We start from the raw sequence: 13767 nt of genomic DNA, 5'->3' as shown, positions 1-13767 counted from the left end.
CCACGCTCCTCGTCGCTCGCTGCGCTCGTTTCTGCGGTGCTTGCGTCGCCGAGCTTCGTCCTTCCGAGAGACTTCGTCTCTCGACTTCCCGCTCGCTTACGCTCGCGGGAATCGCGGCTGCCCCTTTGAATCCCACCCCGCAACAGCACAGCCCCGCGCCTCACGCCTCCCCAGCCTCGCTGCTCACTGCGTTCGCAGCGTCCCTCGCGGGCTCCTCGCGGCCTTCGGCCGTTCGGAGGCGCGCCACCGCTTAGAACACGAAAACGACGGCTTCTCTCTACTCCTCGTCGATTGCCGCTTCCAGCCGGTCGATCAGTTCCTCGTTGCCGACGTACAGCGGGACGCGGTCGTGGATCCCCTCGGGCTCGACGTCGAGGATCGATCTCGAGCCGTTCGAGGAGGCCCCGCCCATCGACTCGATGACGTGCGCGATCGGGTTCGCCTCGAAGGAGAGCCGGAGCTTCCCGTCGGGCGCGTCGACCAGCGCGGGGTACGCGAACACCCCGCCGTAGGTCACCACCTGGTTCACGTCGCCGACCATCGCTCCGCCGTACCGCAGTTTGAGTTCGTCCTCGACCTCGCGTGCGTACTCGCGGAACGCGTCGGGCCAGTCCGGCACCCGGCCGCCGAAGCCGTAGACGGTCGGCTCGTCGGGCAGCGTGAGGTCGTCCTCGACGACGGAGCGGGTGACGCCGGAGCCGTCGGCGGCGTCACCGTCGCCGCGCTCGACGACCTCCTCTCGAACGCCCGACCCGTCGGCGACGACCATCGTCGTGATCGGGCCGTAGAGGACGTAGCCGGCGGCGACGAGATCCCGACCGGTGGCCGGAAGCGGCGCGTCGTATATCCCGACGACGGTCCCCATCGCGTTGTTCGACCGCAGGTTCGAGGAGCCGTCGAGGGGGTCGATCGCGACCGCGTACGCGCCCGCTCCGTCCTCGCCGTCCTCGCCGACCGCGCCGCCCACGTCGATCGCCTCGGGACGCTCCTCGCTGACGAACGAGCCGACGCCCTCGACCGCGGAGAGCGCCTCCAAGAGCAGCTCGTCGGCGTACACGTCGCCCGCCAGCACCGTCTCGCCGGAGGGGTTCTCCGTCCCGCTCTCGACGCGCCGGCCGGGTAAGGCGTCGCGGATCGTCGGGGCCGTCGCCGCGACCGCGTCGAAGACGGCCTCGACGACCGGGTCGGGGTCGGCCATCAGTCGTCGCTCTCGGCGATGGCCAGCGCCTCGGCCGGGTCGACCTCCTGGAAGACCACGGCCTCGAGCGCGTCGAGGATGCGCTCGGGGTCGTCGCGCTGGAAGACGTTTCGGCCGACGGCAAGTCCAGTCGCGCCGGCGTCGATGGCGTCCGCGACGTTCCGGAGGAACGCCTTGTCGTCGCGCATCGTCCCGCCGGACATTACCACCTGCGTCGGGCCGGCCATCTCCACGGCGTCGCCCATCGCCTCGGCGGAGCCCGGATACTTCACCTTCACCAGGTCCGCGCCGAGCTCGAGCCCGAGCCGCGCCCCGTAGGAGATCACCTCGGGGCTCCCGTCGTTGCGCAGCCCCTGTCCGCGCGGGTACGACCACATGACGACGCCCATGTCGTGTTCGCGGGCCCCCTCCTGAGCCTCGCGGAACTCCTCGGCCATCTCGACCTCGTGGTTCGAGCCGCCGTAGACGGTGAAGCCGATCGCGTCGGCACCCAGCTCGGCGGCGTACTCGGCCGAGCAGTTGACCGCGCTGTCCGGCTCGCCCCGCCACAGGTTCGAGGTCCCGTTCAGCTTCAACAGCAGGTTCACCTCGTCGGCGTAGTCGGGATAGTACGCCTCGGCGACCCCCTTCTGGACGGCCAGCGCCGTCACCGCGCTGTGGGTCGCCAGCTCGAACAGCCGCTCCGGGTCGGCCGTCGCCGGGTTCGGCTCGAAGTCGACCGGCCCGTGTTCGAGCCCGTGGTCGTACGCGAGGATGAGCGACTTTCCGTCCCTGGATATCTCGTCGGCGGCGTGTGGGAGCATCGGTACGTAGTTCCAGTTACGTTACCAAAAAGGGCTATGGTCGCTCGGCGATCGGTCGACCCGAAACCCCCGTATTACCCGGCCGTAGGGTCTCTACCTCGACAGGTTGTGAATAACTAACTATCGAAATAGTAAACGGGCTGCCGGAGAGGAGATCGGGGCGCTATCCGGGGCGACGGCCGCCATGTGACGCCCGTCTCGACCCCTGCTTTGAGGATCGCGCGGGCCGACGGTCGATCCGGCGATCGCCGGCGGATCGGCCGTCCGGCGGTCGCCGCCGAACCCATGGCTAGCAAAACGAACGAAACCCCGGTATCCACGGACGCGGTTCCGTGGCACGCCGACGTGCCCGAATCGGTCGTCGACGTCGGATGCCGGATCAGAGACGTCCTGACGTATAGTTCGACGTACCTCGTGTTCATCGCGATGATCGAGGTCCTGACGGTACACATCGTGTTGTCGATACCGCCAAACCCCGCCCCGATCGTGGTCGGGTTGGTCACCTTCGCGGTGTACGCCGGCGACCGGATCGCCGACGCGGCCGACGACGAGGTGTCGAGTCCGGAACGGAGCGCGTTCGTGACGCGCCACCGCACGCTGCTGTCGGTCCTCACGGCGATCACGTACGGTCTCGCGATCGCCCTCTCGCTGACCGGCGGGCCGCTCGCGCTCGCGATCACCCTGCTTCCCGGCGGCTTCTGGATCCTCTACGCCTCCGACTGGCTGCCGTCGCTCGGGTCCTACTTCAAGCGGCTGAAGCGGGTCCTGATCGTGAACTCGACGATCGTCGCCTCGGCGTGGGCGATCGCGGTCGTCGGCCTGCCGCTCGCGTTCGCCGAGGCGTCCGTGACGCCGCTCGCGGCGGTGGTGTTCGTCTACTTCCTCGTCGACACGTTCGTCAACACGGAGATCCCCAACGTCCGGGACGTCGAGGCCGACGAGGCCGTCGGCGTCTCGACGCTTCCGGTCGTCTTCGGGGTTCGACGGACCCGGCACATCCTGTACGGACTCGACCTGGCGCTCGTCGCCTTCGTCGTGGCCGCGCTATCCCTCGGGATACTGCCGGCCGCGGCCGCGGCGGCGATACTCGTCGGCCTCGGCTACGCGTTGGTTCTCGCGTGGTTCGTGGGCCGGAACGCGGCACCGGGGCGTCTCGCCATCGCCGGCGAGGCGAAACACCTCGTGGTGTTCGCGCTCCTCCTCGTGTTCACGACGGGGATCTGAGCGACCGGATCGACCGCGATCGGACCGAACCGACCGCGACCGACCGCGACCCGTCTTTTTTGCTCCGTGAACCGTCGCCGTCGTCCGCCGTTCGCCCGACACCGCCGTCGATCCGTCTCCGAACGCCCCTGATCCCTCTCCGAACGTCCCCGATCCGTCCCCGAACGCCCCCGATCCGTCCGGTCGCCACCGCCGATCCTCCTTGTTTTCCCGGCGTCTCCCGGATAATTCATATGTCGGGGTTCCGTTACGCCCTCACGTGTTTCCCCCGACTTCGGCGGCCGTCCCCCTCCTGTTCGGCTCCGTCGCCATCGGGGTCAGCGCCGCGATCCTCGCGTGGCGGGCGCGGCCGAATCCGGGGGCGATGCCGCTCGTGTGGCTGTTGGCCGGGCAGTCGTGGTGGTCGACGTGCATCGTCTTCAGCCTCTCCGCGGGAACGGCCGCGGAGGCGGTGTTCTGGACGCGAGTCGGCTGGGTCGGCGTCATGACCGTCCCCGTCGCGTGGATCCTGTTCTCCCTGGAGTACACGGGACGCGACGAGTACCTCACCCGCCGGAACGTCGCGCTGTTGGCCGTGATTCCGGCGCTCACGGTCGCTCTCGCGTTGACCGAGGAGTATCACGGCCTCCTGTACGTGCGGGAGGTCGGCGTCACCGCCCGCGGGTCCGTGCTCGTCGAACAGGGGGGGATCTGGTACGTGGTCGCCGCCGGCTACACCTACCTGCTCGCCGTGCTCGGGATCGTCCCGATACTGGGGCTCCTCTCGAGCGGGGCGACCGCGTTCCGCGGGCAGAGCGCGGCGCTGATCGTGGGGGTCGTCACGCCGTGGGCGACGAACGTCCTCTACAACCTGGGGGCGTTCCCCAACGTGGGCATCGACCCGACGCCGATCGCGTTCGCGATCTCCGGCGTCGCGTACCTGGGTGCCATCGACCGGTTCCGGATGTTCGGGGCCAACCCGGCCCCCGCCTGGCGCGCGAAGCAGTTCCTCTTCGACCACATCCACGAGGGCGTCGTCGTCGTCGACGGACACGACACGATCGTCGAGATGAACCGGGCCGCCGCGGAGACCCTCGAGGTGGACGTGAAGCGGGCGGTCGGGTCACGGGGAACCGAGATGCTCCCGTTGAGCGAACCGTTTCGAACCGACGGCGAACGCGAGCTCCTGACGGTCGGCACCGGGTCGGCGTCGCGGTCGTACGACGTGGGCGTGAGCGAACTCACCGACCGGCACGGGGGGACGCTCGGCTACGTGTTCACCCTCCACGACGTCACGCGGTACCTCCAACAACAGCAGCGCCTGAAGGTGCTCAACCGCGTGTTGCGCCACAACATCCGCACCGAGACCAACATCATCCAGGGGTACGCCGAGCGCACCTCCGGAGAGACGGCCGAGACGATCACACAGCGCACGGCGCGCATCGTCGAGATCAGCGAGAAGGGCCGCGACGCGATCGACCTCTTCGAGGACACGGTGAACGACCGGGGTGGAACGTCGCTCGTCGGCCTGCTCGAGCGGAGCCTCGACGACGCCCGCGACGCGTTCCCGGCGGTCGAGTTCGAACTCGAGTACCCCGCCGAGGACGCCGCCGTCTCCGAGGGCCTCTCCGTCGTCCTGAACAACCTGATCGAGAACGCCGCGCTCCACAACGACGGCGAGGACCGGCGCGTCACCGTGACGGCGGAGCTCGACGACGACCGCGCCCGGCTCCGAGTCGTCGACAACGGACCGGGGATCGACGACTACGAGCTGGACGTCCTGAACTCGGGCACCGAGACCCCGCTCCGGCACGCGAGCGGCCTCGGCCTCTGGCTCGTGAAGTGGGGGACGGAGGTGATCGACGGCTCGGTCACGTTCGAGTCGAACGACCCCACGGGGACGGTCGTCACGGCGACGGTCCCCGTCCGTCGGCGCGGTGTCCCGGACCACAACGCTTAGTCCCGCCCCCGCGCCAGCGGATCCCATGTACGAGCCATCCGACGTGGAGACGGTGGGCGTGGTCGGCGCGGGAACGATGGGCCACGGCATCGCGCAGGTCGCCGCGACCGCCGGCTACGACGTGACCATGCGCGACCTCGAACCCGAGTACGTCGACCGCGGCCTCGAGGAGATCGATTCGAGCCTCGAGCGGCTCGCCGCGAAGGGCGCGCTCGACGAGGAGCCGGCGACGATCCGCTCGCGGATCGCGGGCACCACCGACCTCGCGGACCTCGCGGACGCCGACCTCGTGATCGAGGCGGCGGTGGAGCAGATGGCGGTGAAACGGGACGTCTTCGCCGACCTCGACGGGATCGTCGACGACGGCGTCGTCCTCGCGACCAACACGTCCACGCTGTCGGTCACGGAGATAGCGGGCGCGACCGACCGCCCGGACCGGGTCGTCGGCCTCCACTTCATGAACCCGGTCCCCGTGATGGAGGGCGTCGAGGTCGTCGTGGGCGAGCACACCGCCGAGGCGGTCGTCGAGTTCGCCCACGCGTTCGCCGCCGAGCTGGGCAAGGAGACGTGGGAGTCCGACGACAAGCCGGGATTCGTCACCAACCGGATCCTGATGCCGTGGATAAACGAGGGGATCCGCGCGTACGACGAGGGCGTCGCGACGCGGGAGGACGTCGACCGCGGCATGCGGCTCGGCACGAACGTTCCCATGGGTCCCCTCGAGCTCGCCGACCACATCGGGCTCGACGTGGTCCTCGACGCCAGCGAGACGCTCCACGAGGAGCTCGGCGACCGATACAAGCCCGCCTACCTCCTGAAACGCAAGGTCGCCGCCGGCGACCTCGGCAAGAAGACCGGCGAGGGGTTCCACGTCTACGAGTGAGTCGACCGGGAAACGCCTAAGCCGCTCGCCGCCCGCGTTCGGGCATGCACCCGATCTCGATACTCGGTCCCGGCGCGGACGACCTCGCCGGGACGCTCGCGGAGCGGCTGGCGGGCCGGGTCGCGGTCGTTCGGCGGGAGGAGAACGCCGGCGGGCCGGACGAGTCGGACGAGCCCGGAACCGTCGACGGCACTCCCGCCGGCGACACGACCCTCGCGCTCGCCCCCGACGGGAGCTGGACCGGACGGGGGACCGTCGACAGCTTCGACGCGCTCCTCGACGACCTCGCGCCCGACCACGACTACCTCGTCGCGGTCGGCTACGACCGTCTGCGGGTGCCGACCGTGCTCCTCGGTCCCGACGCCGGTCCGGACGACACTCCCGGAGACGTGATCGCGAGCGGCGAGCGCCCCGACGACGTCGACGTCGACGCCCTCCTCGCGGCGCTCGAGCGCGCGGAGCCGTGGATCACCCGCGAACTGCTCGTCGAGCGCGTCGAGCGGTCGGCCGACGCGGAGCGGTCGGGCGCGATCGCGACGTTCACCGGTCGGGTCCGCGCGCGGGACGCCCCCGACGACGACCGGACGACCCACCTCGCCTTCGAGAAGTACGATGGCGTCGCCCGCGAGCGCATGGACGCGATAGCCGCGGAACTGACCGACCGGGAGGGCGTCTTCGAGGTGGCCTTCCACCACCGGACGGGCGTGATCGAGGCCGGCGAGGACATCGTCTTCGTGGTCGTCCTCGCGGGCCACCGCGCGGAGGCGTTCCGGGCGGTCGAGGACGGGATCGACCGGCTCAAAGACGAGGTGCCGATCTTCAAGAAAGAGACCACCGAGTCCGAGGAGTTCTGGCTCCATCAGCGGCCGTGAACCACTCGGTCGATCGCCCCCGAGCGAGTCGCCGTGACCCGCGGTCCGGATCCGACTCGGAGCGGGCCCGATCCGGAACCGATCCGGAACCGATCCGGAACCGATCCGGGGTCGGTCCGGGCTGATCCGGGCCCGATCCGGGGCCGGTCCGAAGTGGATCCTCCACCGAGCGACTCCGCACGCGGTCCGCGCTCGACCGCGCTTGGACGGCCCGCTCGTCAGGATTTAGGCAAAATATTCCGTTAAAAGCCGGAGGCGACGTTCGCACGCCCCTCCCCGATGCCGAATCCGGCGGGATCAGATCGAACGGATCTAAGGAACGTATAAACGGTCTACGTACCTCTCGAACGATCATAAAACGTCGTTGAGGACGTTTTACCGCTCGTTTGACGCCTGAAAGGAGCTGAAACCCCCTGAATGCCGACCAACGGTCTCCTCTTTATAACATCCCCCGTCGCCATGGAGTGGATGTACCATGAGCGCGACTGCGAACCCCTCCACGAACGCGGGCACGACCGACGACCTCTCCAAGGAGGAGCGGCTGAAGCGGTACCTGCTCGAACGCGCCGAAGACGGCGAGATGTACTTCAAAGGGAAGTTCATCTCGGACGACGTCGACCTCTCGCCGAAGGAGATCGGCGCGCTGATGGTGAAGCTCAGCGAGTCCGCAACCGAGCTCACCGTCGAGAAGTGGTCGTACACGGGCGCGACGACCTGGCGCGTCGAGTCCGCCTGAATCGGTCCCCGAACCGGACGCGCTCGCGCGTCCCCGCTGACGGATCGCTTCCGCGAACGCGGATCGCCTCCGTCGAACCCTCGTTCTCTTCGCGCCGACCGTATCCGGTCACCGGCCCCCGCCGTCGGCCGCGGGCCGGTTCGTTCCGCGTCCGGTGACGCGGGGTTTATACTCGGCGACGGCCAACGGCCCACGATGCCAGAACGCGAGGACGGGACGGCGTCGGCGGCGTCCGACGTCCCCCGTCCCGACCCGCTCCGGACGTTCTTCCGCGTCGAGGAGGTCCGCCGCGAGGACGGACGCGTCCGGTACGTGGGCGAGTCGTACATCCCCGAGCGGACGCTCCTCCGGAAGCTCGTCCCGGCGTTCCGCGACGCCGGCTACGACGTCGAGGTGGAGACCGTCGAGGACGGCCACGTCGTCGTCGCGACCCCGTTCGGCCACGGGCGCGAGGGGATCCCGTGGGTGAACGTGGGGCTGTTCCTCGCGACGGTGCTCTCCACGCTGTTCGTCGGCGCGTACGGCTGGTACTACGTCCCGCTCGCGGAGATCCGCGCGAACCCCCTCACGATGCTTCAGGCGTGGCCGTTCACGGCCGCGGTCCTCGGCGTGTTGATGACCCACGAGCTGGGCCACTACGTCGCCGGCCGGTACCACGGCGTCGACGTGTCGCTGCCGTACGTCATCCCGTTCATTTTCCCGTTCGGGACGCTCGGCGCGGTCATCCGGATGCGCGGCCGGATGCCCTCACGGAAGGCGCTCTTCGACGTGGGCGTCGCAGGCCCGATCGCCGGCCTCGTCGCCACCGTGATCGTCACGGCCGTCGGGCTCTCGCTCGACCCGATCCGGGTTCCCGCGGAGCTCGCGACCGGCTCCGGGACGATGATCCGGTTCAACAATCCGCCGCTCTTGAGCCTCATCGCCGGGGCGATCGGGCAGCCGACCTCGTACCCGGACCCGACGCGGGCGGTCCACCCGGTGATCATCGGCGGCTGGGTCGGGATGTTCTTCACCCTCCTGAACCTGCTTCCGGTCGGCCAGCTCGACGGGGGCCACATGGTCCGGGCGATGGTCGGGCCGCGGCAGGAGACGATCGCGTCGCTCGTGCCGGGGGCGCTGTTCGCGATCGCCGCGTACCTCCACTACGGACGCGGGCTCGGGCTCGACGAGTCGGTCGGCCTCTGGGCGTTCTGGGGCGTCTTCTCGCTGCTCATCGCCTTCAACGGCCCGGCGAATCCCGACGACGAGGCGCGGCTCGGCTGGCCGCGCGTCGCCGTCGGCGTGCTCACGTTCGGGGCGGGCGCGCTCTGTTTCCTCCTCGTCCCGATACAGATCGTGTCGGCCTGATCCCCCGCCGATGCTCGATCCCCGCGTGCGGCTCGAACGGCTCGGGTTCCGGACGCTCTACCGGCTCGCGGACCTGACGTACGCCCTCGGGATCGCCACGCCGAAGCGAACCGTCGCCGGAACGTACTGGAGTTTCGAGCCGACGAACCCCCACGGCGACGATCCCGGTCTGGCCGCGCTCTCCCGGCTGCCGGCCGACGCGACTCTCCTCGACGTCGGCGCGCACGTCGGCGAGCACGCGATCCCGCTCGCCGCCGCCACCGACCGCCGGGTCGTCGCGTTCGAGCCCAACGGCGAGAGCGCGGACCGGCTGGCCCGGAACGCCGCCCGAAACGGGCTCGACGTCGGGAGCGATCGCGGGATCGACCTCCGTCGGGCCGGCCTCGGCGACGAGCGCGGGTCGCTGCCGTTCTACCGCTCGACGTTCTCGAAGTGCTCCGCGTTCGACCGTGACCGGGCAACCCGCTGGGGCGCGCGCGTCGCCGCGATCGAGACGGTCCCCGTCTTCCGGCTCGACGACCTGGTCGAAGGGGTCGCCGCGGGCGACGAAGCCGCCGGAGCCGTCGGCTCTGCCGCCGGAGCGACGACCGACGACGCGGTCGTCGAGGACCACACCGCCGCCGGCGACCCGGTCCCACCGCCCGACGCGATCAAGGTCGACGTGGAGGGCCACGAGCTGGCGGTGTTGCGCGGGGCGGCGGCGACGGTCCGGACCCACCGGCCGCTGCTCGTCGTCGAGGTCCACGACGGAACCACCGGCGACGACCCGTCGGAGGACGGCGGCGGGGACTCGCCGGCTGCCGGCGACGACCGCGCCGACGCCCTCCGGTCGTGGCTCTCGGAACGCGGCTACGGCGTGGAGGAGCGCGGCGACGTCTGGGTCTGTCGGGGGTGAGTCGCCGGCGTCAGTCGTCGCGCCGCTCCCGCATTCCCTGTCTGGTGAACTGCGGGTTCCCCGGGATCGTCCGCCGCTTCTTGCGGAACGATCGGTACAACGCGACCGCGAGCGGCGTCGCGAGCAGGAGGACGATCGCCGCGAGCCGCCACTCCTCGGCGAACGAGTAGAGGATCGTCGCCGAGAGGACGCCGACCGCGAGCAGCACGGAGTAGGCGATCCGCATCGCCAGCTTGTCGAGCACCCGCGATTCGTCCTCGATGGTGACGTCGACGTGGAGGTCGCCGCGGTTCGCCCGGTCGAGGAACGACTCGGCCTTCGGCGGGACGGTGAAGAGCGACTCCGTCGTCCGCTGGAGCTGTCTGCCGGCGTCCTCGGCGATCTCGCGGGCGGTCTGCTCGTAGTACCCCTCCGCCTCCAGGTAGTTCGTCGCGGTCTCGATGAAGTCGAACTCGGGATCGAGCGTGACGCAGACGCCCTCGACGACGGTGGCGACCCGGAGGACCAACGCGAGGTTGCGGGGGAGCCGCAGCGGGAACTCGTAGATGGTCGATTCCACCTGCTCGATGATCTGGTTGACGCGGTACTGCTCGATCTGCTCGCCGCGGGCGTCAGCGATGGCGAGATCCATCACCTCGCCCATCACGTCGCGGTCGACCTCCGGCGAGAGCGTCCCCATCGAGATCAGGGTGTCGAGGATCGCGTCGGTGTCCTGTCTCGCGACGGCGACGTAGAACTCCACGATCTTCTCCTGGACGAACGGGTCGACCCGGCCGGACATCCCGAAGTCGTAGAAGACCACCGCGCCGTCGGCGTCGACGGCGAGGTTCCCCGGGTGCGGGTCGGCGTGGAAGACGCCGTCGTCGATGATCATCTGGAGGTACACCTCCTGGAGCGTCTCGGCGATCGCGGTCCGGTCGATCCCCGCCGCGTCGAGCTCGTCGACCCGGCTGATCTTCGTTCCGCCGATGTACTCCATGGTGAGCACGCGCGGCCCCGAGGCGACCTCGTACACCTCCGGGATCCGGATGCGGTCGTCGTCCGCGAAGTTCGCCTTGATCTCCTCGAGCATCTCCCGCTCGCGCCGGTAGTCCATCTCCTCGCGGATCGTCTTCGCGAACTCCTCGGAGAGGTTCTCGATCGAGAACGCCCGGCCGCCGCCGATGAACCGTCTGACGATCGGCAGCGACCAGCGGATCGCTCGAAGGTCGGCCTCGACGAGCGACTCGATCCCGGGGCGGCGAACCTTCACGGCCACGTCCTCCCCCTCGAACCGCGCGGTGTACACCTGCCCGAGGCTCGCCCCGCTTATCGACTCCGTGTCGAAGTCGTCGAACGTCTCGTCGACGGGGCCGAGCTCGTCTTCCAACACCCGCCTCGACTCCGTCCAGTCGGCGGGCGGGACGTCGTCCTGGAGCCCCTCGAGCACGTCGATGTAGGCGGGCGGGAGGATGTCCGGCCGCGTCGACAGCAGCTGGCCGAGCTTGATGAACGTCGGGCCGAGCGTGAGCAGGATGTCGAGGAGGACGTCGGCGCGTTCGCGCTGGGTGGCCGCGTCAACCTCGCGGCTCCGCCCGAACAGCAGGAACCGCTTCCGGTCCCGCCAGTAGGCGAGGATCAGCGGTGAGAACCGCCGGATCACGACGAAGAAACGCCAGTAGGCGCGGAGGTTGACCAGCGTGATCACCCGTCAGGCGCCGGCCTCGTCCCCGTCGTCGACCCCGCCATCGTCGCTTCCGCCGTCGTCGTCGCTCCCCTCGACGGGGATCCGGTGGGCGTCGGCGTCGGCGCGCTTCGGGAGCGTCACCTCGAGGACGCCGCGGTCCATCTCGGCGTCGGCGTCGTCCCCGTCGGCGTCCGGCGGCAGCGGGAGTTCGGCGTCGAGGAACAGGGGCCGGTCCTCCCGGACGTAGCGGAACCCCTCCGGCGTCGACTTCTCGCGGCGGGCCTCGATGACGATCCGGCCGTCCTCGAAGAGGACCTCCGTGGTCCCCGCGGTCGCGCCGGGGAGGTCGACGAGCAGGACGTACCCGTCGTCGGACTCGAGCAGGTCCGCAAACACCGCGTCCGGGAGGTCCCGGAGCGCGTCGCGTAACGCTGACATGGAACGTCGTACGGTCGCCGCGGCGAAAAACCTGTGGTACCCGTTCGACGGGCCGGGGCGGACGCCCGACGGAGTCAGTCGTCGAAGACGTCGCCGAGCTCCTCGAAGTGCTCGCTCACGTCCCGCCCCGTCGACTCCCCGGGGAGGATGTCGCCGAGCGCGCCGCCGAACGCCGCCCCGCCCCAGACGACGGTCACCCTGGCGAACGCCTCCAGCGTCGTCGGGTCCTCCGCGAGGAGCCGGCCCCACAGCGCCATCAGCCCCGCGGAGACGAGGAACGCGACGGTCAGGACGCCGACGAGCCGGCGGGGGACGATCCCGAGGATCGGCCGGTACACCTGGACGTCCCGGAAGTCGGCGTAGTACAACAGCCCGGTGGTCACGCCGACGACGAAACAGACGTGGCCGGCGAGATAAATAGGAAGGCCGGCGACCCGCGCCGCCGCGAACCACGCGGCGATCTCGAAGACCCCGCCCTCGACGAGAAGGGGGAGCGCGAAGACGATCCCGCCGACGAACGACTGGGCGATGTCCCGGGTCGTGTACTTGCTGATCCGCGTCGTGAACGCGTCGCTTCCCGGCATGCGCTCGACCAGCGAGATCGTCTGTCTGACCTTCTCGCGTTCGTCCTCGTCGTCGACCGTCTCCTCGAGCGAGTCCAGTTTCCGCAGGAGGTCGTCGATGTCGGGGTTCTCCCCGTCCGGCGTCGTCGGCGTCGTCGCCGCCGACGGCTCCGATACCGTCCCTCCGGATCCCCGTTCGTCGTCGGTTCCCATACCCTCGGACTCCTCCTCGGGGACAAAAGGATGTCCGGAGCCCGTCCGTCGCGGATCAGTCGAGGCGTTCCAGGAACCCCGCGAGCGCCGCGTTGAACGCGGCCGGCCGCTCGAGCATCGCGAGGTGGGCGGCGTCGTCGATCGCGACGTACTCGCAGTCCGGGATCCGGTCCGCGAGGAACTCGTGATATTGCGGGGGCGTGAGCGCGTCGCGTTCGCCGACGACCGCCAGCGTCGGGACGGTGACCTCGCCCAGCCGGTCGCGGGCGTCGAACCCGTGACAGGTCCGGAAGTCGCGTTCGGTCACCGCCCGGCCGCACTCCCGCATCGCCGTCCGCGAGCGCTCGAGGAGGTCGGCGGACGCGTCGTGAAACAGCCGGTCGGGGCCGTGGAGCCACGACACCGCGCGGTCGAAATCGTCCGCGAGCATCTCCAACAGCCCCTCGCTCACCGCGAGTCTCGCGCCCGTGCCCGCGAGGACGAGTCCGTCGAGTTCGAGGTCGCGTTCGAGCGCGGTCCACAGCGCGACGGCCCCGCCGAGCGAGTTGCCACAGAGCGCGTCGGCGTCGGTCGCCTCCGCGACGGCGACGACGTCGTCGGCGTACGCCTCGAGGGTCGCCTCCCCGGCGGGCGTCCCCACGTCGTCGCTCTCGCCGTGGCCGGAGAGGTCGAGCGCGACGACCGGGAACCGGTCGGCGAGCCGTGCCTGCGCCGTCCAGACGCCGGCGTTCCCGCCGCTTCCGTGGACGAAACAGACGGTCGGCCCGTCGCCGCCCCGGTCGAAGCGGCGGAACGCGGTCGCGCGGTCGTGGTGGATGACTCGGTCCGCGGGTTCCGCTCGGTCCGTGGGCTCCATTGGCCGATCCCCGTACGCGGGCGGGATGAAACGAGGGGATCCGACGGGAAGCGGGAGGATCCGACGGGAAGCGGGGGAGATCCGACGAGGGGCCCGCCTTCCGCGATCCCTCCGGACGTGACGAAACGGACCCG

Annotated in this window: 13 protein-coding genes; 7 read left to right on the top strand and 6 right to left on the bottom strand. The window is 70.1% G+C overall.

The features are described from left to right. Nucleotides 1–277: 277 nt before the first annotated feature. Nucleotides 278–1198 (bottom strand): class 1 fructose-bisphosphatase, encoded by a 921-nt coding sequence (locus AXA68_RS05065; RefSeq protein ID WP_066413689.1) that lies wholly within the window; start codon nucleotides 1196–1198, stop codon nucleotides 278–280. After that, a complete protein-coding gene (locus tag AXA68_RS05060) occupies nucleotides 1198–2001 on the bottom strand; it encodes a class I fructose-bisphosphate aldolase (protein ID WP_066413686.1) in 804 nt (267 codons plus the stop codon). The genes AXA68_RS05065 and AXA68_RS05060 overlap by 1 nt, the downstream gene beginning before the upstream one ends. Before the next feature lie 285 nt (nucleotides 2002–2286). Between AXA68_RS05060 and AXA68_RS05055 the strand changes: the two genes are divergently transcribed. The 7 genes from AXA68_RS05055 (at nucleotide 2287) to AXA68_RS05020 (ending at nucleotide 9897) form a co-directional block, all read left to right on the top strand. Further along, complete coding sequence (locus AXA68_RS05055) at nucleotides 2287–3225, top strand: UbiA family prenyltransferase (protein WP_066418371.1); 939 nt, start codon at nucleotides 2287–2289, stop codon at nucleotides 3223–3225. 259 nt (nucleotides 3226–3484) lie between these two features. After that, complete coding sequence (locus AXA68_RS05045) at nucleotides 3485–5164, top strand: histidine kinase N-terminal 7TM domain-containing protein (RefSeq protein WP_066413682.1); 1680 nt, start codon at nucleotides 3485–3487, stop codon at nucleotides 5162–5164. 25 nt (nucleotides 5165–5189) lie between these two features. Next, nucleotides 5190–6047, top strand: coding sequence for a 3-hydroxyacyl-CoA dehydrogenase family protein (locus tag AXA68_RS05040; protein WP_066413681.1), 858 nt, complete (start codon nucleotides 5190–5192; stop codon nucleotides 6045–6047). A 44-nt stretch (nucleotides 6048–6091) separates the two neighbouring features. Next, nucleotides 6092–6919, top strand: a complete 828-nt coding sequence (locus AXA68_RS05035) for a molybdopterin synthase (RefSeq protein WP_066413678.1) — start codon at nucleotides 6092–6094, stop codon at nucleotides 6917–6919. 475 nt (nucleotides 6920–7394) lie between these two features. Next, complete coding sequence (locus tag AXA68_RS05030) at nucleotides 7395–7655, top strand: DUF7123 family protein (protein WP_066413670.1); 261 nt, start codon at nucleotides 7395–7397, stop codon at nucleotides 7653–7655. A gap of 195 nt (nucleotides 7656–7850) precedes the next feature. Further along, nucleotides 7851–9002 carry a site-2 protease family protein gene (locus AXA68_RS05025; protein WP_066413668.1) on the top strand — a complete coding sequence of 384 codons (1152 nt, stop codon included), beginning with the start codon at nucleotides 7851–7853 and terminating at the stop codon, nucleotides 9000–9002. A gap of 10 nt (nucleotides 9003–9012) precedes the next feature. Further along, nucleotides 9013–9897: an FkbM family methyltransferase gene (locus AXA68_RS05020; RefSeq protein ID WP_066413666.1), complete on the top strand. Its 885-nt coding sequence runs from the start codon at nucleotides 9013–9015 to the stop codon at nucleotides 9895–9897. A gap of 10 nt (nucleotides 9898–9907) precedes the next feature. Here the strand turns inward: AXA68_RS05020 and AXA68_RS05015 are convergent, their stop codons facing one another. The 4 genes from AXA68_RS05015 to AXA68_RS05000 all read right to left on the bottom strand — a co-directional run bounded on the left by AXA68_RS05015 (nucleotide 9908) and on the right by AXA68_RS05000 (nucleotide 13633). Then, complete coding sequence (locus AXA68_RS05015) at nucleotides 9908–11584, bottom strand: ABC1 kinase family protein (RefSeq protein WP_066413663.1); 1677 nt, start codon at nucleotides 11582–11584, stop codon at nucleotides 9908–9910. Nucleotides 11585–11587: 3 nt separating this feature from the next. Next, nucleotides 11588–12001 (bottom strand): Hsp20/alpha crystallin family protein, encoded by a 414-nt coding sequence (locus AXA68_RS05010; RefSeq protein WP_066413659.1) that lies wholly within the window; start codon nucleotides 11999–12001, stop codon nucleotides 11588–11590. Nucleotides 12002–12075: 74 nt separating this feature from the next. Beyond that, nucleotides 12076–12777 carry a hypothetical protein gene (locus AXA68_RS05005; protein ID WP_066413656.1) on the bottom strand — a complete coding sequence of 234 codons (702 nt, stop codon included), beginning with the start codon at nucleotides 12775–12777 and terminating at the stop codon, nucleotides 12076–12078. Between the two features lie 55 nt (nucleotides 12778–12832). After that, nucleotides 12833–13633: an alpha/beta fold hydrolase gene (locus tag AXA68_RS05000; protein WP_066413654.1), complete on the bottom strand. Its 801-nt coding sequence runs from the start codon at nucleotides 13631–13633 to the stop codon at nucleotides 12833–12835. Between the last annotated feature and the right edge of the window lie 134 nt (nucleotides 13634–13767).

Source organism: Halorubrum aethiopicum (assembly GCF_001542905.1).
GTDB lineage: Archaea > Halobacteriota > Halobacteria > Halobacteriales > Haloferacaceae > Halorubrum > Halorubrum aethiopicum.
This window is presented reverse-complemented; position numbering and strand designations above follow the sequence as displayed.